Source organism: Streptomyces roseifaciens (assembly GCF_001445655.1).
Lineage (GTDB): Bacteria > Actinomycetota > Actinomycetes > Streptomycetales > Streptomycetaceae > Streptomyces > Streptomyces aureoversilis.
Genome location: NZ_LNBE01000004.1, coordinates 438,170 through 460,284 on the forward strand (window position 1 = coordinate 438,170; position 22,115 = coordinate 460,284).

The following is a 22,115-nucleotide window of genomic DNA, read 5'->3' on the forward strand; positions in this document are numbered from 1 at the left end:
CTCACCCGCACGCCTTCCCGTTCCCGTCCGGGTCCAGCCTCAGCGGGTCGTCCTTCCCGTTCACCCTCAGGTTCTTGTAGCCGTGTTTCCCGAGCCACTCGCACCGGGCCTTCGTCGTCGGCGCGACCTTCGCCGGGAACACCGTCGGCACGCACACGTTCTCCGCGCCGTAGTGGCGGTCGCAGCCTGCGATCTGCGTGTCCACCTTCGCCGACGTGCGCTTCGGTTCCTGCTTCTTCTCCGCGGAGTGCGGCATGCCGCCCGCGAAGCCGTGCACCATCGGGCTCGCCTCGGCCGCCGTGGCCTGCGGTCCGCCCAGGTGCACCCATGACGCCACCGACGGGACCCCGGCCGCGTCGACCGCGAAGAGCATGTACCAGCCGGGCGGCGCCAGGTTCGGGTTGCTGGTGACGTTCAGGTCGATCGTCCTGCCGTCCGAGCCGACGCTCATGGGCAGGTCGACGAAGCGCTGGTTGGGGTCGGAGGAGTGGGTGACGGCCGCCGGGCGGATCAGTTCCGCCTTGACCACCGGGCGGTCCACCGTGATCCGCTGCGTGCTCGCGTAACTCCACCGGTCCGTCGCGACCGACGTGATCTGCGGGCGCGCGCCCTTGTAGAGGTACGGCGGGGTGTAGATCGACACGTGGTCGTCGAAGGTGCCGTTGCCGGGGTTGTCGCCGACGGCCATCACCCGGCCGTCGGGCAGCAGGAACGCCGACGAGTGGTACGTCCGCGGGATCGGGTCCGTCGCCAGGCCCGGCTGGAAGGTGTTCGCGGCCGGGTTGAACATCGACGCCTCGTAGACGGGGTCGGCCCGGTCGTGCAGGCCGCCGCCCGTCTCCAGGACCTTCCCGTCCGGGAGGAGGACCGCCGAGACGTACATCTTGCCCTGGCCGCCCGTCTGCGGCTTGCGGCCCTGGCCCTGGTCGACCTCGCCCTGCGGCAGCAGCGGGCCGGGCGTGTACGCCGGGTTGGGCTTCTTCAGGTCGATGATGTCCGTGTGGCGGTTCGCCTCGGGGTTGGTGTTGACGTTGCCGCCGCCCATCGTCAGGACCCGCTGGTCCTGCGCCGGCGGCAGCAGGACGCTCGCGGACTGGTCGCGGTGGTCCTTGTCCTGCAGCCCCGGCACGTCCGTGATCTTGTTGGCGCCGTAGTCGTAGACCGACGCGCCCGTGCCCGGCGTGCCGTTGCCGAAGACGTGGCTGCCGGAGTAGAACAGCCGCCCGTCCTGCATGAGGATCATCGACGGGTACAGGCCCCAGTACGACCAGGTCTGGTTGACCTCGTTCATCGGCAGCCACTTCTGCTGCGCCTGGCTGAACTTCTCGGCGGTGACGCTGCCCGTGGAGTCCTCGCGCAGCCCGCCGAAGGAGATCACGTCGCCGTTGCCGAGGAGCGTCGCGGACGGGTACCAGTGGCCGTCGTTCATGTCGTTCGTCTTCACGTACGACTCGGTCGACGGGTCGAAGAGGTACGAGTCCTTGAAGCCCTCGTAGCCGTGGCTGCCGTCCGCCGCCGGGTAGGCCTTGTTGCCGCTCATGATCAGGACGCGGCCGTCGGAGAGCTGCACGTGGCCCGCGCAGAACATGTCCACCGGGGTCGGGATGGTCTTCATCGCCCCGGTCTTCGGGTCGTAGACCGCCGATGTGAACGTGCCCGCCTTGAACATCTCCGGGTCGTTGCCGGAGCCCGCGACGAGCAGCACCTTGCCGTTGCGGAGCACGACCGAGTGCATGCTGCGGACCGGGTTCTTGAACGGCATCACGGCCCAGCTGCCCTTGGTGCAGGCGGCGCCCGCGGTGCAGGCGTTGCCCGGCGCCGGCTGGGTGGCGTCCTCCATCACGTAGTCGTCGGTGGTGACCGTGCCCGTGCCGTACACCGAGACGCCCCAGGTGATCTGGTCCGTTCCGGGCGGGACGACGGGCGTACGGACCTCCGCGCGCGTGTAGCCCGCGCTCACCGGCAGCGTCTTGAGGTCGGTCCAGTACTGCCAGCCGTCCTTGACGTCGTGCCGGAAGACGGTGACGGACGCGTCGGGCGTCGTCGACTTGTACCAGAGGGACAGGTCGTACTGGTGGGACGGGCTCACGTTCGGCGCGCAGGAGGTGTCCTCCAGCATCAGGGCCTTGCGGTCCCCGCTCAGCCGCCGGGTGAGCGTCACCGACATCGCCCGCCCGCCGCTGTGGGCCTCGGCGGCGCCCGTCAGCGCGTACGTGAAGTCGTTGTCGCCCCAGCCGGACTTCTGCCAGCACGTCGGCTCGCCGTTCGCGCGTACGGACTCGAAGCCGGGGTTCACCAGCAGGTTCGAGCCGGCGCTGGCCGGGCCGGGGGCCGACAGCAGCAGACCGGCGGAGGCCGTGCAGGTCACGAGCATCGCCGTCGCCAGCCGTGCGCGTCTGCTGCGTCTGCGGCGCCCTCGCAGCGGATTGCGTCCCGTCGTCAGTGGCATCCGTCCGTCCCTTCTCCACAGTGCCGCTTGCGGCTCTCGGGGCCCCTGCGGGCCTTGCGCGGCAGATAGACCAGGGCCTCCGTCGCCGCGAAGCGCAGCACGAAGGTCGTCAGCAGGGCGATGACCGTCGCGTGCAGCACTTCCAGGTGCAGCAGGCCGACGAGCAGCGCGATGAGCGGGATCCGCAGCAGCAGATCGGCGTTGGCGAGGAGCGCGAAGCGGGCCACCCGGTCCGCCCAGTGGCGGTGGCGGCGCCGGTCGCGGAAGAGCAGCACCTCGATCAGGAGGAAGTTCCACAGCACGCCGAGCTGGTTGGCGGCGATCTCCGCCGGTACGTAGTGCAGCCCGGCGCGCGTCAGCAGGTGCAGGCCCAGCAGGTTGGGCAGGAAGCCGGTGAGGCCGATGAGGCCGAACACCAGCATGCGGGCCCAGGGGGCGGAGGTGCGCAGCGTGGTGAGGTGTCCCAGGAAGCGGAACCCTTCGCGGGCCGAGGACTTGGACTCGCCGGAGAAGCGGTCCTGGAAGGCGAACGGCAGCTCGGTGACGGAGGCCGGGCGGCAGCGCACCGCCAGCTCCATGAGGATCTTGTAGCCCAGGGGCCGCAGCTCCTCCGTCGACGCGACCGTCTCGCGCCGGACGGCGAAGAAGCCGCTCATGGGGTCGCTGATGCCGCGCAGCAGCCGCGGGAAGGCCCCTTTGGCCAGCCAGGTCGCGGCGCGCGAGACGGCGACGCGGCGGCTCCCGGCGAGCCCGGCCCGGCTGCCGCCGGGGCGGTATCGGCTGGCGACGACGAGGTCGGCGCCCTCGCGCACCCCCGCCTCGACCAGGTCCGGCACGAGCTCGGGCGGGTGCTGCAGGTCGGCGTCCATGACGACGATCCAGCCGGGCTCCTGCGTGCCCGTGCCCGTGCCCGCCGCCCGCATGCCCTCGACGACGGCCCCGCCGAGGCCGCCCACGGGCTCCCGGCGCCGGATGACCGTGACGGGGTACGGGCAGGTGCGCGCGGCCTTCCGGATCGCCTCGGCGGTGTCGTCGGTGGAGTCGTCGACGAAGACGACCTCGCAGGAGGAGAGGCGGGTGGGCAGGGCCGCGCCGAGGCGGCGCAGCAACTCCTCCACGTTCCCGGCCTCGTTGAAGGTGGGGACCAGGACGGTGACCGCCTCGGTGACGGCGCGCGGGGCGCCGGTGGTCACCTCGGGAGAAACCTCGGCGGGAGCCTCGGCAGGAACCCCGGCAGAGGCCTCGGCCCCCCGGCGCGGGCCGGTCTCGAAGAGCGTCACGGGGCGGCCTCCAGCAGCGCGACCCGCGGCCCGGTCGGCGGCGGCCCGGCCTGTGACGTGCCGGCCGGCGAGGTGCCCGCCCGGGCGGCCGCGACCCCGACCCGCCGGATCTCGATCCGGTCCTCTCCGCGCCCGAAGGCCGCCACCACCTCCGAGTGCTCCAACGCCCCCTTGACCACCGGCAGATGGGAGGCGTCCCGCCGCACCGTCGGCGAGGCGACCACGTAGTCCAGGTCCTGCCAACCCCGCGGCAGCGTCCTGCTCACGGCCGGGTCCAGGTCGGCCTTGTAGAACCAGATGGCGCCCGTGCCCGGGGCGTAGCCCGCGTGCACCAGGTCGAGCCAGATCGCGTCGTCGGCGAGGACGCGCGTACGGGCCGGGTCGGGGACGTTGCCCCGGTCGGCGAGCCAGGCCTTCGCGGCGCGGTAGGGGCCGTTGACGTCGGTGGTGAGGGCGGCGCGGTTGCCGTCGTACCAGCGCGGCACCACGTACGCGGCGGCCGTCACGGCGAGCAGGACGAGCGCGGCCCAGCGCGCCGCGTACCAGCGCCGGCGGAAGCCGGGCCGGGTGCGCAGCAGCGCGCAGCCCACGGACGCGGCCGCTCCGGCGAGGGCCAGGGACAGGAACGGCAGGGCCTGGATGATGTACATGGCGGGCAGGTAGCCCGAGGTGCGCATGGCCACGGCCGCCAGGATCAGCACGGCCAGTGCGGGCCCGGCGAGCGCCCGGCCGGTCACGGAGCGGCGGAAGGAGGCCAGGAGCACCACGGCGGCGGCGAGGCCGCCGACGGGCAGCACCCGGTCGTAGTAGAGCCAGGAGCCCAGCACGTCGTGCGCGGCGGACGAGGGGTCGAGGAGGAAGCCCGAACCGGCCCGGCTCATCTGGTACGTGATGCCGTCGACGAGCGAGACGTGCCCGGGACCGGGGAACAGCTCGTGGTTGAGCAGCGCGAACAGCGGGTACGCCAGGCCGATCAGCGCGCACACGGTGATCGCGCCCGTCACCGCGAACTTGCGGGTGTCGCGGTGGCTGTGCCGCCACATGGTCACCAGCAGCGCGGGCAGGACGACCAGCATGGTCTCCTTCGACAGCACGGCGACGGCGGCGGCCACGCCCGCGCCGAAGTGGTGCCACAGGTGCCGGCGGGGGGAGGCCGCGAGGCAGAAGGCCAGCAGCATCCACATCACGGCGAGGTTGTCGAGGAAGATCTCCCGCTGCAGGACGACGGCGAGCGGGGACAGCCCGAACAGCGCCGTGGCCAGGCCTGCGGCCCACAGCTGCAGGCCGAGCCGGCGCGCGAGCACGTGGAGGAGGACGCAGCTCGCCGCCGTCACCACGAGCATCGCGCAGCGCATCGGGGCGACCGTCAGCGACTCGGGCGAGACGACCGACGGCAGCCACGTCAGCGCGGCTATCTGGATCCAGCCCAGCGGCGGGTGGTCGTACCAGTAGGTGTAGTGGGCGAGGCCCTCGCCCTGCTGGACGGCCCACGCCTGGGCCAGGTACGTGCCCTCGTCGTCGCTCAGGCCCGGGAAGCCGGTGATGTTCCAGCCCTGGACGAGCAGGACGGCCGCCAGCAGCAGTCCGCACAGCAGCAGGTCGGGGCGGGAGCGGCGCAGGCGCAGCACGGGGCGTACGGCCACCCGGGCCGTGGCGTGGTCAGGGGCCGCCGCCGGGCGGGCCGGGGCGGCGGGGAAGGTGGCGGTCACGTCGTGACGTCCTCTCGGGTGAGGTGCGCGCCGGCGTGGGCGGTGAGCTCCCACTCGTTGCGGCCCCGCTGCTCGCGCCAGACCGCGCGGATCGCGGCTCCGGCGAGGAGCAGCTGGTAGAAGGGCCCGCCGAGGACGAGCTTGAGGTAGTGCACGAAGCGCACGCGCAGGCCGTACTGCACGCCGAAGTCGTGCAGGCCGACGATCTCGAAGACGAAGGTGACGAAGGCGGTGACGGCCGGCAGGAAAGTGAGCACCGCGACGTACACGGGGACGTGGAGCAGGAGCGTCACGGCGATGTTGAGCGGCACGACCACGCCGGTGAAGGCCTGCAGGAACGGTGTCATCAGCGTGTAGCGGGCGAGCATCCGCTGCCCGAAGCCGGGCAGCCGGTGCCAGTCGCGCTTGCGGTAGACCTGCAGGAAGCCCTGGTTCCAGCGGGTGCGCTGCTTGAGCAGGCTCATCAGCGAGCCCGGCGTCTCCTCGCGGGTGACCATCTCGGGGTCGTAGGCGACGACGACGCGCTTGCCCTTGCTGGAGAGCCGGACGCCCAGGTCGCAGTCCTCGGCGAGGCACTCGGCGTCCCAGCCGTCCGCCTCGCGCAGCACCTCGGTGCGGACGAAGACGGTGTTGCCGCCGAGCGGGATGAAGCCCTTCTCCGCGTGCAGGTGCAGCCGGCTGCGGAACCAGAAGAAGTACTCCAGGCAGTTGCGCAGGCTGTACCAGCTGGAGTGGAAGTTGATGAGCTGGACGCCGCCCTGCACGACGTCGGCGCCGGTGCTGCGGAAGGCGTGGTCGACGTGCGCGAGCAGCGCCGGGTGCACCTGGTCCTCGGCGTCGAAGACGCCCACCACGTCGCCCAGGCAGTGAGGGAGTGCGGTGTTGAGGGCCTTGGGCTTGTTCTTCACGGCGTGGGTGTCGGTGATCACCCGGACGCGGTTGGGCGCGGCGGCGGCCATCCGCTCGGCGACCTCCGCGGTCTCCGGGTCGTCGTGCCCGACGATCACGAGGATCTCGTAGCGCGCGTGCGTGGACTCCAGCAGGCGTCTGACGGTGTGCTCGAGGACGGCCTGCTCGTGCCGGGCGGGCACCAGCAGGGAGAACGACAGGGCGCCGGTGTCGGCGGCCGGCTCGAAACGGGTCGCGGCGAGCGTCTCGGGCGTGCGCCAGGCGTGCATTTGCCACCACAGCGTGAAGGCGGCCATCCAGAACAGCGCCAGTGACACGGCGCAGACCAATACGGACGTGAGCAAAGATGTCCCCCCTAGACATGAATGCCGTGGGCGCGCCCGGCAGCGCTGAGTCAGCCACGAGCCGCGCGGCGGCCAAGACCCCCCGGCCTCCGCAGCAGCGTTGAATGCCCCCTCACGCGACTCCCCAGTGCGCGTGTGTCCCCCTTCGCAGGAGAGATTAAGGGGGGTGGGTGAAACTCAGGTGCGTAATTGATAAATCCTGTGTTTCCGAACTTACGGTCGATGCCGGGGAGTTGGGGCATTGCCGGACCGGCCGGGCCTTCCGCCCGGCCCCGGGGAGTGGGAAACTGCCGCGTATGCGGGCATTGAGGCGCCTACGGGGACGATCGGTGCTGTGTGCAGCGGGTGCGGTGGCGCTCACGGGCGTGGCCGCGGTGGCGCTCACCGGCTGCCGTCAGGAGGGCCCGGGCGGGCTGGACTCGGTGATCGTGGCCGTGACCGCCGACAAACGGGCCACCGGCCGCCTGGAGCACGACGGCTATCCCGTCCAGTGGCTGACCTGCACGGGAAAGGCCGAGGACCCCGGCGTGACGGAGAAGGGCGGGGCGCGCCCGGTCAACGCCGTCGGCGTCGACTGCGACGGCCGCACCAGCGGCGGGCAGAAGATCATCGTCTACGGGCGGGTGACGGGCCTCCACGACGACTCGTGCGTACAGGGGAAGCTGACGGCGAAGGTCGACGGGAAGACGGTCTTCACGGCGAGCGTCCTCGGCGACTGCTCGGGCAGCGGCGCGACGAACGGCGGCGGCGACTGCGGCGGCGGCAGCGGGGGCGGCAAGGGCGGCGGCGACAAGAGCACCGGCAACGACGGCGGCAAACACGGGAAGAAGGACGACAAAAACTGGCAGGAAGGACATCACCAGTCCAAGTAGGGACATCGCCAAGCCGCCTGGAGGCCCGCCCCGGACCCCCGCTTACCCTTGGTCCATGCCCGAAGAGTCCCCGCTCCTCAAGAGCCTGCGTGCGGCCGTCGACGCCGCGCCCGACGACGTGCCCCTGCGCCTGCACCTCGCCCAGCTGCTCCTCGACGCGGGGCACGTCCAGGACGCGATCTCCCAGGTCGCCGCGGCCCTGCAGCGGGAACCGGGCAACGCGGAGGCGCAGGCGCTGATCGCCCGCGCCGTCGCCCCGCCGGTGACGGCTCCGGCCGCGGCCCCGGCACAGGCCCCTGCCCAGGCCGCGCCCGCGCCCGTACCCGTGCCCGCCGAGGCCCCGGACGGCGCACCCGCCGAACCGCCCCGCTACGACTGGAAGCAGGCCGAGGACGAGCTGTCCGACGTCATCCCGCCGCGCTTCGTGGAGACCTCGGAGCAGGAGCCGGAGCCGGGTCAGCAGTCGCAGTCGCATCCGCAGCCGCTGTCCGCCGACGGCGAGGACGACCCGGCCGGCGTCAGCGCCTGGGACGTCGAGAACGCGGACCTCTCCCTCGCCGACGTCGGCGGCATGGACCAGGTCAAGGAGCGCCTCCAGGCCGCCTTCCTCGCCCCCATGCGCAACCCCGAGCTCCGCAGGCTCTACGGCAAGAGCCTGCGCGGCGGACTGCTGATGTACGGGCCGCCCGGCTGCGGCAAGACGTACATCGCCCGGGCCGTCGCCGGCGAGCTGGGCGCCCGCTTCATGACGGTCAGCATCACCGACGTCCTCGACATGTGGATCGGCAACTCCGAGCGCAACCTGCGCGAACTCTTCGAGACGGCCCGCCGCAACGCCCCCTGCGTCGTCTTCCTCGACGAGCTGGACGCCCTCGGCGCCAAGCGCAGCCAGCTCCGCCACTCCGGCCTGCGCACCACGGTCAACCAGCTGCTGACCGAGCTGGACGGCGTGGACGCCCGGGCCAACGAGGGCCTGTTCGTGCTCGCCGCCACCAACCACCCCTGGGACGTCGACCCCGCCCTGCGCCGCCCCGGCCGCCTCGACCGCACGGTCCTGGTCCTGCCGCCGGACGAGTCCGCCCGCGAGTCGATCCTGCGCCACCACCTCAAGGACCGCCCGGTGGCCCGCATCGACCTGCGCAAGCTGGTCAAGCGCACGGACGGCTTCTCCGGCGCGGACCTCCGTCACCTGTGCGAGAGCGCAGCCGAGCGCGCCCTGATGGACTCGGTCCGCACCGGCCAGGCCCGCATGATCGAGACCGACGACCTGCTCGCGGCCCTCACCCAGCTCCGGCCCTCGACGGGCCCGTGGTTCGACTCGGCCCGCAGCGTCGCCCAGTTCGCCAACGAGGGAGGGCAGTACGACGAACTGCTCGCGTACCTCAAGAAGAAGAGGATGCTGTGAGCAATACCCCCTACGGCGGCGGGCACCCGAACGTGGCCCGGGCCGAGGCGCTGCTGAGCGTCGGCCGGACCGACGAAGCCTGTGACCTCCTCACCGCGCACACGAAGGAGGTCTCCCACAAGGACGCCGACGTCTACGCCCTGCTCGCCTGCTGCTTCTACCGGAAGCAGGCGTGGCCGGCATGCCTGGTCATGGCGGAGTCCACGCTCAAGCTCAGCCCCTCCCACACCGACGGCCACATCTACCGCAGCGAGGCGCTGTGGCGCCTCGGCCGTGCGGACGAGGCCGTCACCGCGGCCCGCGAGGCGGTACGGATCTCGCCGCACCACCAGACGCCCTACCAGTCGCTGTCGGCGGCCCTGCGCGCCGCCGGCGATCTCGACGGGGCGCTGGCGGCCGCGAACGAGTCCGTGCGCGTCAGCCCGGAGTCCGTGAACTCGCACTTCGCCCGGTACTCCGTCCTGATGGACATGGGCGACAAGGCCGGTGCGCAGCAGGTGATGCGCGACGTCCTGAGCTTCGCCCCCGAGGACGCCGATGCGCGCGCCATCCTCGCGGGGCTCAAGGACGAGGCCCGCGAGCTCAGGCTGCCGGAGCTGGCCAAGGAGTACACCGCCGCACTGGGGTCGGACCCCACGAGCGCGTACATCACCGCCAAGCTGGAGGACGTCGCCCTGCGCCTGGTGCGCCGCACCCGCTGGGTCGCGCTGATCTGCCTCCTGTACGCGGCCGTCGTCTCCCGGGCCTTCCCGACGGGCGACGACCCGACCTCCCTGCCCGCGCCGCTCGGCCCGCGGATGTGGTTCTTCTTCCTGATGTGCGTGGGCTGGGGGCTGTGCATCTGGCGCACGTACTTCAAGCTGCCGAAGGGCGCCCAGCTCACCCTGCTGTCGGTGATCCGGCGCGCCCTCGCCGCGAAGCTGGCCGTGGCGCACTCGCTGTGGGGCACGCTCTGCGCGGTGCTGCTGGTGACCGTGCCGTGGACGGACCGGGGCTACGAGCAGGCGCTCGTGTGGATCGGCGCCGTGCCCGTGGTGCTGGCCATGTGGTGGGGGAACGCCCGGCGGCGCAACGAGCGCGAGGAGGCCGAGAAGGCGAAGCAGAAGCGGCTGAAGAGCGCCCGCGAGAGGGAATCGCAGGCCGCCCGGTAACATCCGGACGGTACGAGCCGACGACGCGTGAGGAGCCCACCGGTGGCGGGAGAACCGCAGGCCGACTGCCTGTTCTGCAAGATCGTCAAGGGGGAGGTGCCGGCGACGGTCGTCAAGGAGACGGAGACCACCCTCGCCTTCCGGGACATCAACCCCCAGGCACCCGTGCACGTCCTGGTCATCCCCAAGGTGCACTACCCGGACGCGGCCTCCCTCGCCGCGGCCGAGCCGGCGATCACCGCCGAGGTGCTGAAGACCGCGGGCGAGGTGGCTCTCCAGGAGAACGGGGACAAGGGCTTCCGCATCGTCTTCAACACCGGCGCCGGCGCCGGGCAGACCGTTTTCCACGCGCACGCCCACGTCCTCGGCGGCCGCGGCTTCAACTGGCCCCCCGGGTAGGAAGAACCCCCTTGTCCGTACGTGAACTCGTCGTCCTGGGCACCGCCAGCCAGGTGCCCACGCGGCACCGCAACCACAACGGCTACGTCCTGCTCTGGGACGGCACCGGCCTGCTCTTCGACCCGGGCGAGGGGACCCAGCGGCAGATGCTGCGCGCCGGGGTGGCGGCGCACGACCTGAACCGGCTGTGCGTCACCCACTTCCACGGCGACCACTCCCTCGGCCTCGCCGGGGTGATCCAGCGCATCAACCTGGACCAGGTGCCGCACCCCGTCACCGCGCACTACCCGCGCAGCGGCAAGCGCTTCTTCGAGCGCCTGCGCTATGCCACCGCCTACCGCGAGACGGTGCAGCTGGCCGAGGAGCCCGTCTCCGGCGCGGGCGGGGTCCTGGCGGAGGAGCCCTCGTACCGCCTGGAGGCCCGCAAGCTCTCGCACCCGGTCGAGTCCTACGGCTACCGTCTGGTCGAGCCCGACGGGCGGCGCATGCTGCCCGAGAAGCTCGCCGCGCACGGCATCGGCGGCCCGGATGTCGGCCGGCTGCAGCGCGAGGGCGCCGTCGGCGGGGTCACCCTGGACGAGGTGAGCGAGGTGCGGCGCGGGCAGCGGTTCGCGTTCGTGATGGACACCCGGCTGTGCGACGGCGTGTACGAGCTCGCCGAGGGCTGCGACATGCTCGTCATCGAGTCGACGTTCACCGACGAGGACGCGGCCCTCGCCGCGGACCACGGCCACCTGACGGCCGGTCAGGCCGGCCGGGTCGCCGCGGAGGCGGGAGTGCGGCATCTTGTGCTGACGCACTTCTCGCAGCGGTACGACGACCCGGCGGTCTTCGAACGGGAGGCCCGTGCGGGCGGCTTCGAGGGTGAGCTCAGCGTAGCCCGGGACCTCATGCGGATCCCGGTGCCGAAGCGCCGATGAACGATGTCCTCAATCGCCGGACGGGCTTGATTTTTTTCTAGGGCAGGAAATACATCGGGTTCGGCAGCTTGTACGTGTGCTGCGCGTACCCGCCCTGCAGGTCGCTGTACTGGTCGCCGAAGTTGGCGACGATGCGGTAGCCCTGGGACTCGATGTGCTTGCGCGTGCCCGCCTTGTACTCGACGGTGGTGCACTTGGCGCCGCACGGCAGGTACGCCGGCGGCGTCTTCTTGTTCTTCAGGTAGAAGTGCGCGGGGTCGGCGGCGGGCTTGTAGCCGGCGTTCTTGAGGTTGCGCACGCTCCAGTCGCGCTGGTGCTCGCCGCGGCCGGTGACGTAGAAGACCGTGATGCCCTTGGACTGCGCCCAGTTGACCAGCTGCGGCATGCCGAAGACCGGGGCCATGTCGGTGGACTTCAGGTACGCGTCCTGGGACTCGGGCGTGAAGTGGAAGCCGACCTGGAGCTCGTAGTTGTAGGTGAGCAGGGTCGTGTCGTCGAGGTCGAGGACGATGGCGGGCTTGGCGGCGCCCTTCCTGCCGGCCTGATTCTTGCCTGCCTGGTTCTTGACGACCTTCTCCAGCTGCGCCTTCGCCTTCTTCTCGATGTCGGCGACCTGCTTGGCGTAGTTGCTGTCGGGCGACGCGTGGTGCTGGCCGTTCTTGTCGACCGTGTCGCCGTAGTAGGCCTTGATCTTGTCCGTCACCTTGGTGAGGTTCGGGATCTCCTTGTCCGTGCGCGGCACGGAGTGCTCCGCGCCGGCCGCGCCGGCCGTGTAGAGGCCGGCGCCGACGGCGAGTGCGGCGCCGGCCGCGGCGATGCGGGCGCGCTTGGACGCAAGGCTGAGCTGCACGTGTGTACTCCTGAGTGGCAAGGGCGGTGCAGCGCGAAGCTAGGGCCTTGCCGGGGGCAGGTCAAGCAAGTGCAGGTCAAGCCTTGTCTACGCGGGTAGGGGCGTCGTCTCCCCTCCCGGGCGCCGGACGGGCCCGCGCCCGGCCCGCTCCAGGATGCGGGCCGCGACCGCCGGCGAGTCGACCAGCGGGTGCAGGGCGAGGGCGCGCAGCGCCGCGTCGCGGTCCTCGTGCACCGCGGCCGCGATCGTGGCCCGCTCGACCGCCTTGAGCTGCAGCATCAGCCCCAGCTGGTCCTCGCGCAGGGGCTTGCACGGCAGGGGGCGGGCGCCCTGGGCGTCCACCTCGCACACCGTCTCGATGATGGCCTCGGGGGCCAGCCCGGGGACGGTCGTGCCGTTGGGGACGTTGAGGATCAGGCGCGTGGGCTCGTCCCGGGCGATGGCCCGCATCAGTTCGAGCGCCACCTTGTCGTAGCCGCCGCCGTCCAGGTCGCAGGAGTCCCGCTGCCAGCCGCCGCTGGCCGCGCGGCTCTCGGCCATGTACGTGGACTCGCGCTGCAGCCGGGTGCGCTCCCACAGCTCGTACGAGCGCTCCGGCGTGGCCGCCGCCTCGGTGAAGAAGCCGCTCTGCTGCTGGTCGAGGAACTGGCCCCGGGTCTCGGGGGATTCCAGCACCGAGCGCAGGGTCTCGCGGCGGAAGTAGTAGTAGTGCAGGTATTCGTTCGGCAGCGAGCCCAGGGCGCGCAGCCAGTCCGCGCCGAAGAGCTTGCCCTCCTCGAAGGAGGCGAGGGCGTCGTCGTCCGCGAGCAGGCGCGGCAGGAGGTCCTCGCCGTCGACGCACAGCGATCTGAGCCAGCCGAGGTGGTTGAGTCCCACGTAGTCGAAGGTCACCCGATCCGGGTCGGTTCCGGCGGCCCGCGCCGCCCGCCGCACCAGCCCCACGGGTGAATCGCAGATGCCGATGACCCGCCGCCCCAGAACGGCCGACATCGCCTCCGTCACCATGCCCGCGGGGTTGGTGAAGTTGATGACCCAGGCGTCGGGGGCGACCGCCGCCACGCGTTCGGCGATCTCCATGGCCACCAGCACCGTGCGCAGCCCGTACAGGACCCCGCCCGCGCCGACGGTCTCCTGCCCCAACACCCCTTCGCTCAGGGGGATCCGCTCGTCCAGCACCCGGCCGGCCGTGCCGCCCACCCGGATGGCCGAGAACACGAAGTCGGTGCCGCGCAGCGCGTCGTCCAGGCTGTGCGCGATGCGCACGGAGGGGGCGCCGGGCACCCCGTCGGCCTGCGCCGCCAGCACCGAAGCGATCACTCTCATGCGCATGGAATCGGTGTCGTAGAGCACGAGTTCCGTACAGCGGCCCGGGGTGTCGCGCCGCGTGTCGTCCAGGAGGGCCCGGTGCACCAGAGGCACCCGGAACCCGCCACCGCCGAGAATCGTCAGCCTCATATTCCGGAAGGTACCTCAGCATCGGGCACACTGTCCGGATCCGCACCCCGTGAGAGGAGCAGCGAGCGCGTATGACGACCTCTTCGCCCCACTCGACGCCCCGGCAGGACATCCGGAACGGGCACTGCCCGGGCGAGCGCACCGAGGGATTCGAGTTCCAGGGGGCGGCTCCCGTCCTCGACCCGCTGGCCGAGGTCCGCTCGGCGGACGACCCGCCCACCGACGTGTACCTGACCGGAACGGTCTTCCTCGACATCATCTTCACGGGCCTGGACTCGGCCCCCGTGCGCGGCACGGAGTCCTGGGCCCGGGGCATGGGGTCGAGCCCGGGCGGCATCGCCAACATGGCCACCGCCCTGGCCCGGCTGGGCCTGCGCACCTCCCTCGCCGCGGCCTTCGGGGACGACATGTACGGCGAGTACTGCTGGGAGGCGCTCGCGCAAGGGGAGGGGATCGATCTCGGCCTGTCGCGCACGGTGGCCGGGTGGCACTCGCCGGTGACCGTCTCGATGGCCTACGAGGGCGAGCGGACGATGGTCTCGCACGGACACGAGGCGCCGCCGCCCGGTGACGGAGGGGTGCCCGCGCCCGAGTGCCCGCCGCCCTCGCGGGCCTGCGTGGCCCTGCTGGTGCCGGGCCGCGAGGAGGAGTGGATCGCCCGGGCGGCGGCCCGGGGCAGCAGGGTCTTCGCGGACGTCGGCTGGGACGAGACCGGCCGCTGGGACCCGGCCGACCTGGCGGGCCTGGAGCACTGCGAGGCCTTCCTGCCCAACGCGGAGGAGGCCATGCGCTACACCCGCACCGACTGCCCGCGGGCCGCGGCCCGCGCGCTCGCCGAGAAGGTCCCGGTCGCCGTCGTCACTATGGGGGAGAAGGGCGCCTTCGCGGTCGACAGCCGGACGGGGGAGAGCGCGGAGATCCCGGCGATCGCCGTCGAGGCGCTCGACCCCACGGGCGCCGGCGACGTCTTCGTCGCGGGCTTCGTCACGGGCACCCTGGCCGGCTGGCCGCTCGCCGACCGGCTCGCCTTCGCCGGGCTGACGGCCGCCCTGTCCGTACAGGAATTCGGAGGGTCTCTGTCGGCCCCCGGGTGGGTCGAGATCGCCGCCTGGTGGAAGCACGTGCGGTCCTACGACGACCAGAGCCCGGCCGTCCGCCGCCGCTACGCCTTCCTCGACGGCCTGCTGCCCGCGGCGGCCCGGCCCTGGCCGCTGCGCCGGGCCGTGCCGACGCTGGGATTCCGCAGACCGTAGCCGCGGGGCCCGCGCGGGCGGCCCCGCGCAGCCGGAAAAGCCCTCGGGCCCCTGGGCCTGCCGTCGTACCCTGGTATTCCAAGGATTTCCGGACACCGGCCGGACACAGGAGTGCAGAAAAGAGGCGATGAGCAGGCCATCGGGCCGGCCCATGACGCAGACACCCACACGACCGCAGGCGACGGCGAGGTTCACGGTCCCGGCCAAGCACCCCATGGTGACGGTCCTGGGCTCGGGGGACTCCCTCCTGCGGGTCATCGAGAAAGCGTTCCCGTCGACGGACATCCACGTACGGGGCAATGAGGTAAGCGCCACCGGGGAGCCGCGGGAAGTCGCCCTCGTGCAGCGCCTGTTCGACGAGATGATGCTGGTGCTCCGCACGGGTGCGCCGATGACGGAGGACGCGGTGGAACGCTCGATCGCCATGCTCAGGGACGAGGAGCAGGGGGCCGAGACCCCCGCCGAGGTCCTCACCCAGAACATCCTCTCCAGCCGCGGCCGCACCATCCGGCCCAAGACGCTCAACCAGAAGCGCTACGTCGACGCGATCGACAAGCACACGGTCGTCTTCGGCATCGGCCCCGCCGGCACCGGCAAGACCTACCTGGCCATGGCCAAGGCGGTCCAGGCCCTGCAGTCCAAGCAGGTCAACCGGATCATCCTGACCCGGCCGGCCGTCGAGGCGGGCGAGCGGCTCGGCTTCCTGCCCGGCACGCTCTACGAGAAGATCGACCCCTACCTGCGCCCGCTCTACGACGCGCTGCACGACATGCTCGACCCCGACTCCATCCCGCGCCTGATGGCCGCCGGGACGATCGAGGTCGCGCCGCTCGCGTACATGCGCGGCCGCACCCTCAACGACGCCTTCATCATCCTGGACGAGGCCCAGAACACCAGCCCCGAGCAGATGAAGATGTTCCTCACCCGGCTCGGCTTCGACTCCAAGATCGTCATCACGGGCGACATCACCCAGATCGACCTCCCCGGCGGTACGAAGAGCGGACTGCGCCAGGTGCGGGAGATCCTCGAAGGGGTGGAGGACGTCCACTTCTCCCTGCTCACCAGCAACGACGTCGTCCGGCACAAGCTCGTCGGCCGTATTGTCGACGCGTACGAGCAGTACGACAGCCGAAACGAAAGCACCCCCCGGTAAAAACACGATGGCTATCGACGTCAACAACGAATCCGGCACGGACATCGACGAGCAGGCGGTCCTCGACATCGCCCGCTACGCGCTCGCCCGGATGCGCATCCACCCGCTCTCCGAACTCTCGGTCATCGTTGTCGACGCCGAAGCCATGGAGCAGCTCCACGTCCAGTGGATGGACCTGCCCGGGCCGACCGATGTGATGTCCTTCCCGATGGACGAGCTCCGTCCCCCGGCCAAGGACGACGACGAGCCCCCCCAGGGCCTCCTCGGCGACATCGTGCTGTGCCCGGAGGTCGCCAAGAAGCAGGGCGAGGACGCGCCCACCGGGCACTCCATGGACGAGGAGCTCCAGCTGCTCACCGTCCACGGCGTCCTCCACCTCCTCGGCTACGACCACGAGGAGCCCGACGAGAAGGCCGAGATGTTCGGCCTCCAGGCCGCCATCGTCGACGGCTGGCGGGCCGAGCGCGGGATCGAGGGGCCCTCCCCGGCGCCCACGATCACGTGACCGGCCGGCTGATCGCGGTCGCGGTCCTCCTCCTGGTCGTGGCCTGGCTCGCCGCCTGCGCCGAGGCCGGCCTCGCGCGGACCACCCGGTTCCGCGCGGAGGAGGCCGTCCGCTCCGGGCGGCGCGGCAGCGCCAGGCTGATGGCCGTCGCCGCCGACCCCACCCGCTACCTGAACGTGGCCCTGCTCGTCCGCGTCGCCTGCGAGATGGCGGCCGGCGTGCTGGTCACCTACGCCTGCCTGCAGGAGTTCGAGAAGACCTGGCAGGCGCTGACCGTCGCCATCGCCGTCATGGTCCTCGTCTCCTACGTGGCCGTCGGCGTCTCCCCGCGCACCATCGGGCGCCAGCACCCGCTGGGCACCGCCACCGCGGCCGCCTACGTCCTGCTGCCGCTCGCCCGCATCATGGGCCCGGTGCCGCAGCTGCTGATCCTCATCGGCAACGCCCTCACCCCCGGCAAGGGCTTCCGCAAGGGCCCCTTCGCCTCCGAGGCCGAGCTGCGGGCGATGGTCGACCTCGCGGAGAAGGAGTCCCTGATCGAGGACGAGGAGCGCCGCATGGTGCACTCCGTCTTCGAGCTCGGCGACACCCTCGTGCGCGAGGTGATGGTGCCGCGCACCGACCTCGTCGTCATCGAGCGCGGCAAGACCATCCGCCAGGCCCTCACCCTCGCCCTGCGCTCCGGCTTCTCCCGGATCCCGGTCACCGGCGAGAGCGAGGACGACATCGTGGGCGTCGTCTACCTCAAGGACCTCGTCCGCAAGACGCACATCAGCCGGGACGCGGAGTCCGAGCTGGTCTCCACCGCGATGCGGCCCGCCGTCTTCGTGCCCGACACGAAGAACGCGGGGGACCTGCTGCGGGAGATGCAGCAGCAGCGCAACCACTGCGCCGTCGCCATCGACGAGTACGGCGGCACCGCCGGCATCGTCACCATCGAGGACATCCTCGAGGAGATCGTCGGCGAGATCACCGACGAGTACGACCGCGAGCTGCCGCCCGTCGAGGAGCTCGGCGAGGGCCGCTACCGCGTCACCGCCCGCCTCGACCTCGGCGACCTCGGCGAGCTCTACGGCTTCGACGAGCTCGACGACGAGGACGTGGAGACGGTCGGCGGCCTGCTGGCCAAGTCCCTGGGCCGGGTGCCGATCGCGGGCGCGGTGGCCGAGGTCGACCTCGCCGACTACGGGCTGGGGGAGCCCGGCGGCATCACGGGCCTCCGCCTGACCGCGGAGGCGGCGGCGGGCCGCCGGAACCGGATCGTCACGGTGCTGGTGGAGCCGGTTCGCTGACTTCACCCCATACCGGACGGGCTGAGTGGTTGACGCGACGCGTCAACCACTCAGCCCGTCCGGGGGCCGGGGCCCTCAGGCCTTGACCCGCCCGCGCAGGCCCACCGCCACCAGTACCGCCACCGCCGCCACGATCGCGGCGTCCACGCCCATGCCCAGGCGGATGCCGCCCAGCGTCGCCGACGCGAAGTCCGAGCCGCCCTCGGAGAGGGTGGCGGTCCGCGCCGAGGACACCGCGCTCAGCAGCGGGATCCCGATCGTGAGCCCGACCTGCTGCGAGCTGGTCACCAGACCCGTCGCCAGGCCCTGCTCGGTGTCCGGCAGGCCCGACGTCGCCGTCACCCCGTAGGCGACGATCGCCCACAGGTGCCCGATGCAGGCGATGCTCGCCGCCGCCAGGGCCAGCCACGCGCCGGAGGCGTCCTGCCCCAGGGCGAGCAGTGCGGCCGAGAAGACGGCCTGGACGGCCAGGCCGGCGAGGAGCGTGGTGCGGGCGCCGAAGCGGGCGATGACCCGCGGCGCCGTCATGCCGGCGGCGACGGCGAAGACGCCCTGCACGCCGAAGACCAGGCCCGTGCGGAAGGCCGAGAGCTCCAGCACCTCCTGCAGGTAGAGGGTGAGCAGGAAGACGACGGTGCTCATCATCGCGAAGGTGACCAGGCCGGCCAGGTTCCCCCAGGCGACCGTCCGCCGCCGCAGCATCGGCAGGGAGACCAGCGGCTCGGCGGCCCGGGACTCGACGAGGACGAAGGCCGCGAGCAGGACGGCGCCCAGGACGAGCGAGACGAGGACGTCCGCGCCGCCGAAGCCCCGCTGGGCCGCGGTCGACAGCCCGTAGATGAGGGCCAGCAGGCCGCCGGTGACGGTCACCGCGCCCGGTATGTCGACCCGGGGCCGCTGCGGGTGCCGGGACTCGGTGAGCAGACCCGGAGCGACCGCGAGGATGCCGAGGCCGGCCACGGCCAGCAGGCCCATCGTCGAGCGCCAGCCGAGCGTGTCGGTCATGACGCCGCCGAGCACCATGCCGATGGTGAAGCCGAGGGAGAGCAGGGTGCCGCTGATGCCCAGGGCGCGTTCGCGCTGCGGGCCCTCGGCGAACGTCGTGGTCAGCAGCGACATGCCGGTCGGCACGATGATGGCCGCGCCGAGCCCCTGCAGGGCGCGCGCGGCGAGGAAGACGGCCGGTGCCCAGGCGAGCGTGGCGAGCACGGAGGCCGCGGTGAACAGCGCGAGCCCGGCCAGGAAGACGCGGCGCCGCCCGTACAGGTCGGCGATCCGGCCGGAGAGCAGCAGGAAGCCGCCGGAGGGCAGGGCGAAGGCGGTGACCGCCCACTGCAGGTCGGCCTGGCCCATGCCGAGGTCGTCGCCCAGGACGGGCAGGGCCACGTTCAGGATGGAGAAGTCGAGGGCCACGATGAACTGCGCGGCGCACAGCACGAGCAGGACCAGCTTGTCGCGGGCGGACATGCCCGGGCCGGCCGCGGCGGCCGCACCGGCAGGGGTCGTACGGGGAGGGGAGTCGATCGCCATGCGCCCACCTTCCGGCGCGCGGAAGAAACGTGGGGAGAGCGTGCTTATGGTGGTGGCCGCACCACCAGGCAAGGGGGAGAGATGACCGTACAGACGCGTCGTCGCCAAGAGCTGCGTGACTTCTTGACGACCCGTCGGGCCCGGGTGTCCCCGGCCGACGTGGGTCTGCCGGACGGCGGGGGCCGCCGGCGCACGCCCGGACTGCGCCGCGAGGAGGTCGCCGTCCTCGCGGGCGTGGGCGCCTCCTGGTACCAGTGGCTGGAGCAGGGGCGGGACATCACCGTCTCGCCGCAGGTGCTGGACTCCGTGGCGAACGTCCTCAAGCTGAGCGGGGACGAGCGCCGGCACCTGTACGTGCTCGCCGGGCTGAACCCGCCGCAGCCGCAGTCCCCGTACGACCCGGACTACCTGTGCGAGGGCCTGCAGCGGCTGATCGACGGCTGGATGCCGTACCCGGCGCACATCATGGACCCGTACTGGAACCTGGTCGCCTTCAACGACTCGGCCCGCATGGTCATCGGCTTCCGCCGGAAGCCGCGGCCGAACTGCCTGGTCGACTTCTTCACCGACCCCGCCTACCGCGCCCGCGCGGCGAACTGGGAGCAGAACGCCCGGCGGGTCGTCGCCCAGTACCGCGCCGCGTGCTCGGAGCGCCCGGACGACGAGGGGTTCCAGGAGATCGTGGCGGAGGTGGCCGCGGCGAGCCCGGAGTTCACGGAGCTGTGGGCGCAGGGCGACGTGCAGGCGGGCGGCCAGCTGGTCAAGGAGTTCGACCACCCGGTGGCCGGGCCGCTGTACCTGGAGAGCACGCACCTGCGCGTGCCGGCCCGGCCGGACCTGACGATCGTCATGCACAACCCCGTGCCGGACACGGGCACGGCCGCGAAGCTGGAGTGGCTCGTCTCGCCGGAGGGCCGGCGGGGCGGCATGTACTCGGTCGCGGGCTGAGGCGGGCCGCCGGTGCGGGGCCGCCGTAGCCCCATGGGCTTTGCCCTGTGCATACTTCGGGCAGACCGTCCCTTTACCTAAGGATTCCTCGTGTCCGCTGCCCTGCGCCGTGGCGCCCTCGCCGCCGTCGCCGCCGCGTCCCTCCTGACCCTCTCCGCGTGCGGGGGCGGCGACCAGGGCGGCGCGCCGCAGTCCGCCGCGCAGAGCAGCGGCTCGGCCGGCGGCAGCGCCGCCCCCGCCCCGGGCAAGGACGCGGGGGCCCGGCCCCTGACCGCCGCGCAGGCCAAGGCTGCCCTGCTCACCCCGGGCGACCTGCCCTCGGGCTGGGAGGTCAACAAGGACATCCCGGCCTACGACGTCGGCGCGACCGGCATGCAGTTCGGCAAGGCCGACAAGGCCGCGTGCCAGCCCCTGCTCGACGTCTTCGTCGGCGCGGACAACGGCCCCAAGGCGCAGGCCCACGCCATGACCGACCTCAAGCAGGCCGGCGAGACCGGGATCCAGATGACCCAGGGCGTCACCTCCTACCAGGAGGCCGAGGCCGTCAAGATCATGCAGCAGAAGATCGACTTCGGTGCCTGCGGGAAGTTCGCGGCCAAGGGCGCCGACGGCACCACGGACCAGGCGGCCGGCAGCGAGCTGACCGTGCCCGCGCTCGGCGACGGGGCGCGCGGCGTGCGGGTGGTCTTCGCCGCGACCGAGGAGGGCGTGAGCATCCAGCACGACATCGCGGCCGTCCGCGTCGGCGGCACCGTCGTGACCGTCTCCCAGGCCAGCTTCACCACCGCCGACACGGCCGCCTTCGAGTCGTCCCTGCGCAAGGCCGTCGAGAAGGTGCAGCAGGCGCAGCAGAAGGCCGGCGGCAAGGCCTGATCCCGGGGCGATCGGGGGGACCGGCGCTGCTTATGCTCCCCGGTATGACGGAGACGACGCTGGACCCCGAAGACCGCAAGATCATCACGCTGGCCCGTTCCGCGCGCGCCCGCAACGGCGTGCCCGAGGGCGCCGCCGTGCGCGACGAGACGGGCCGCACGTACGTGGCCGGCACGGTCGCGCTCGACTCGCTGCGGCTCAGCGCGCTGCGGACCGCGGTCGCCATGGCCGTCGCGAGCGGGGCGAAGTCCCTGGAGGCCGCGGCCGTCGTCTCCGAGGCGGACGCCGTCCCCGCGGAGGACCGCGCGGCCGTGCGCGACCTGGGCGGCCCCGCCACCCCCGTGCTCCTCGCGGGCCCCGACGGCACCCTGCGCAGCAGGGTCGACGCCGGCTGAGCCGTGGCGCGGAACGAGACCCCGGCCGGCTTCGCCTGGTTCATGACCGCGGCGTCGGCCGCCCTCACGCTCACCCTGGCCGTCGAGTGGGCCCGCGGCGAGGGCTTCGACTGGATGACGGCCGCCTGGCTGATCGTCCTGTGGCCGCACGCCCTGAGGGACCTCCTGCGCGCACGCGGCCGCCGCCGGGCCGCCGGCCGCGCCGACACCGTGGGGGGCTGGAGTCCCTTCCTGGCCACCGCCGCCCTGTGGACCGGGCTCGTCCTCGGCTGGACGCGCGGAGAGGGCACGGACTGGTTCGCCCTCGCGGCCGGCCTGCTGCTGCCCGCCGGCGGGGCCTTGTGGCTCGTGGCCAAGGTGGCCGGGCGGCGCCGCGGCTCCGGGCCGGCCGCGCGGCGCCTGCGGCGGGCCTGAGGCCGTACG

At 72.3% G+C, this 22,115-nt stretch carries 20 protein-coding genes; 13 read left to right on the top strand and 7 right to left on the bottom strand.

Features of this window, described 5'->3' with window-relative positions; genetic code table 11:
• Position 1 precedes the first annotated feature (1 nt).
• The 4 genes from AS857_RS19030 to AS857_RS19045 all read right to left on the bottom strand — a co-directional run bounded on the left by AS857_RS19030 (position 2) and on the right by AS857_RS19045 (position 6,691).
• Entirely contained in the window at positions 2 to 2,374 is a 2,373-nt protein-coding gene (locus AS857_RS19030) for a galactose oxidase early set domain-containing protein (protein WP_058044506.1), read from the bottom strand.
• Between the two features lie 65 nt (positions 2,375 to 2,439).
• Complete coding sequence (locus tag AS857_RS19035; RefSeq protein ID WP_058046902.1) at positions 2,440 to 3,642, bottom strand: glycosyltransferase; 1,203 nt, start codon at positions 3,640 to 3,642, stop codon at positions 2,440 to 2,442.
• A gap of 83 nt (positions 3,643 to 3,725) precedes the next feature.
• Positions 3,726 to 5,438, bottom strand: a complete 1,713-nt coding sequence (locus AS857_RS19040) for an ArnT family glycosyltransferase (protein ID WP_079110501.1) — start codon at positions 5,436 to 5,438, stop codon at positions 3,726 to 3,728.
• Positions 5,435 to 6,691, bottom strand: a complete 1,257-nt coding sequence (locus tag AS857_RS19045) for a glycosyltransferase (protein ID WP_058044507.1) — start codon at positions 6,689 to 6,691, stop codon at positions 5,435 to 5,437. Before AS857_RS19045 ends, AS857_RS19040 begins: the two co-directional genes overlap by 4 nt.
• A 329-nt stretch (positions 6,692 to 7,020) precedes the next feature.
• Here AS857_RS19045 and AS857_RS19050 point away from each other — a divergent pair, with 329 nt between their 5' ends.
• Genes AS857_RS19050 through AS857_RS19070 form a run of 5 tightly spaced genes read left to right on the top strand, consistent with a single transcriptional unit; the run spans position 7,021 to position 11,438 of the window.
• Positions 7,021 to 7,563, top strand: a complete 543-nt coding sequence (locus AS857_RS19050; protein WP_144440882.1) for a hypothetical protein — start codon at positions 7,021 to 7,023, stop codon at positions 7,561 to 7,563.
• 55 nt (positions 7,564 to 7,618) lie between these two features.
• Positions 7,619 to 8,968: an ATP-binding protein gene (locus AS857_RS19055; RefSeq protein WP_058044509.1), complete on the top strand. Its 1,350-nt coding sequence runs from the start codon at positions 7,619 to 7,621 to the stop codon at positions 8,966 to 8,968.
• Positions 8,965 to 10,119, top strand: a complete 1,155-nt coding sequence (locus AS857_RS19060; protein WP_058044510.1) for a tetratricopeptide repeat protein — start codon at positions 8,965 to 8,967, stop codon at positions 10,117 to 10,119. Before AS857_RS19055 ends, AS857_RS19060 begins: the two co-directional genes overlap by 4 nt.
• A gap of 42 nt (positions 10,120 to 10,161) precedes the next feature.
• Complete coding sequence (locus AS857_RS19065; RefSeq protein WP_058044511.1) at positions 10,162 to 10,518, top strand: histidine triad nucleotide-binding protein; 357 nt, start codon at positions 10,162 to 10,164, stop codon at positions 10,516 to 10,518.
• A gap of 11 nt (positions 10,519 to 10,529) precedes the next feature.
• Positions 10,530 to 11,438: a ribonuclease Z gene (locus AS857_RS19070; RefSeq protein ID WP_058044512.1), complete on the top strand. Its 909-nt coding sequence runs from the start codon at positions 10,530 to 10,532 to the stop codon at positions 11,436 to 11,438.
• Positions 11,439 to 11,475: 37 nt separating this feature from the next.
• Here AS857_RS19070 and AS857_RS19075 read toward each other — a convergent pair whose 3' ends face one another.
• Positions 11,476 to 12,288, bottom strand: coding sequence for an HAD family acid phosphatase (locus AS857_RS19075; RefSeq protein WP_245700316.1), 813 nt, complete (start codon positions 12,286 to 12,288; stop codon positions 11,476 to 11,478).
• Between the two features lie 87 nt (positions 12,289 to 12,375).
• Positions 12,376 to 13,743, bottom strand: coding sequence for a 6-phospho-beta-glucosidase (locus AS857_RS19080; protein WP_058044514.1), 1,368 nt, complete (start codon positions 13,741 to 13,743; stop codon positions 12,376 to 12,378).
• A gap of 71 nt (positions 13,744 to 13,814) precedes the next feature.
• On the opposite strand from AS857_RS19080, the gene AS857_RS19085 reads away from it, so the two are divergent.
• From AS857_RS19085 to AS857_RS19100, 4 genes are all read left to right on the top strand, one after another.
• Entirely contained in the window at positions 13,815 to 14,996 is a 1,182-nt protein-coding gene (locus tag AS857_RS19085; protein WP_079110502.1) for a PfkB family carbohydrate kinase, read from the top strand.
• Between the two features lie 151 nt (positions 14,997 to 15,147).
• Positions 15,148 to 16,149 carry a PhoH family protein gene (locus AS857_RS19090; RefSeq protein ID WP_058044515.1) on the top strand — a complete coding sequence of 334 codons (1,002 nt, stop codon included), beginning with the start codon at positions 15,148 to 15,150 and terminating at the stop codon, positions 16,147 to 16,149.
• Positions 16,150 to 16,156: 7 nt separating this feature from the next.
• Positions 16,157 to 16,654 carry an rRNA maturation RNase YbeY gene (ybeY, locus tag AS857_RS19095; protein ID WP_058044516.1) on the top strand — a complete coding sequence of 166 codons (498 nt, stop codon included), beginning with the start codon at positions 16,157 to 16,159 and terminating at the stop codon, positions 16,652 to 16,654.
• The gene (locus AS857_RS19100) at positions 16,651 to 17,946 is read left to right on the top strand and encodes a hemolysin family protein (protein WP_058044517.1); all 1,296 of its coding nucleotides are present in this window, start codon (positions 16,651 to 16,653) and stop codon (positions 17,944 to 17,946) included. Before ybeY ends, AS857_RS19100 begins: the two co-directional genes overlap by 4 nt.
• Before the next feature lie 75 nt (positions 17,947 to 18,021).
• Here the strand turns inward: AS857_RS19100 and AS857_RS19105 are convergent, their stop codons facing one another.
• Positions 18,022 to 19,476, bottom strand: coding sequence for an MFS transporter (locus AS857_RS19105; protein ID WP_058044518.1), 1,455 nt, complete (start codon positions 19,474 to 19,476; stop codon positions 18,022 to 18,024).
• 81 nt (positions 19,477 to 19,557) lie between these two features.
• Here AS857_RS19105 and AS857_RS19110 point away from each other — a divergent pair, with 81 nt between their 5' ends.
• The 4 genes from AS857_RS19110 to AS857_RS19125 all read left to right on the top strand — a co-directional run bounded on the left by AS857_RS19110 (position 19,558) and on the right by AS857_RS19125 (position 22,106).
• Positions 19,558 to 20,424: a helix-turn-helix transcriptional regulator gene (locus AS857_RS19110; RefSeq protein WP_058044519.1), complete on the top strand. Its 867-nt coding sequence runs from the start codon at positions 19,558 to 19,560 to the stop codon at positions 20,422 to 20,424.
• Positions 20,425 to 20,514: 90 nt separating this feature from the next.
• Positions 20,515 to 21,297: a hypothetical protein gene (locus AS857_RS19115; RefSeq protein WP_058044520.1), complete on the top strand. Its 783-nt coding sequence runs from the start codon at positions 20,515 to 20,517 to the stop codon at positions 21,295 to 21,297.
• A 44-nt stretch (positions 21,298 to 21,341) separates the two neighbouring features.
• Entirely contained in the window at positions 21,342 to 21,692 is a 351-nt protein-coding gene (locus AS857_RS19120; RefSeq protein WP_058046904.1) for a hypothetical protein, read from the top strand.
• A gap of 3 nt (positions 21,693 to 21,695) precedes the next feature.
• Positions 21,696 to 22,106 (top strand): hypothetical protein, encoded by a 411-nt coding sequence (locus tag AS857_RS19125; protein WP_058044521.1) that lies wholly within the window; start codon positions 21,696 to 21,698, stop codon positions 22,104 to 22,106.
• Positions 22,107 to 22,115: the final 9 nt, after the last annotated feature.

Bases quoted from the DNA above. Each gene is read 5' to 3' on its own strand.
- AS857_RS19030 (WP_058044506.1), bottom strand. From the start codon at position 2,374: ATGCTCGTGACCTGCACGGCCTCCGCCGGTCTGCTGCTGTCGGCCCCC.
- AS857_RS19055 (WP_058044509.1), top strand. From the start codon at position 7,619: ATGCCCGAAGAGTCCCCGCTCCTCAAGAGCCTGCGTGCGGCCGTCGAC.
- AS857_RS19080 (WP_058044514.1), bottom strand. From the start codon at position 13,743: ATGAGGCTGACGATTCTCGGCGGTGGCGGGTTCCGGGTGCCTCTGGTG.
- AS857_RS19085 (WP_079110502.1), top strand. From the start codon at position 13,815: ATGACGACCTCTTCGCCCCACTCGACGCCCCGGCAGGACATCCGGAAC.
- AS857_RS19090 (WP_058044515.1), top strand. From the start codon at position 15,148: ATGACGCAGACACCCACACGACCGCAGGCGACGGCGAGGTTCACGGTC.
- ybeY (WP_058044516.1), top strand. From the start codon at position 16,157: ATGGCTATCGACGTCAACAACGAATCCGGCACGGACATCGACGAGCAG.
- AS857_RS19105 (WP_058044518.1), bottom strand. From the start codon at position 19,476: ATGGCGATCGACTCCCCTCCCCGTACGACCCCTGCCGGTGCGGCCGCC.
- AS857_RS19110 (WP_058044519.1), top strand. From the start codon at position 19,558: ATGACCGTACAGACGCGTCGTCGCCAAGAGCTGCGTGACTTCTTGACG.
- AS857_RS19120 (WP_058046904.1), top strand. From the start codon at position 21,342: ATGACGGAGACGACGCTGGACCCCGAAGACCGCAAGATCATCACGCTG.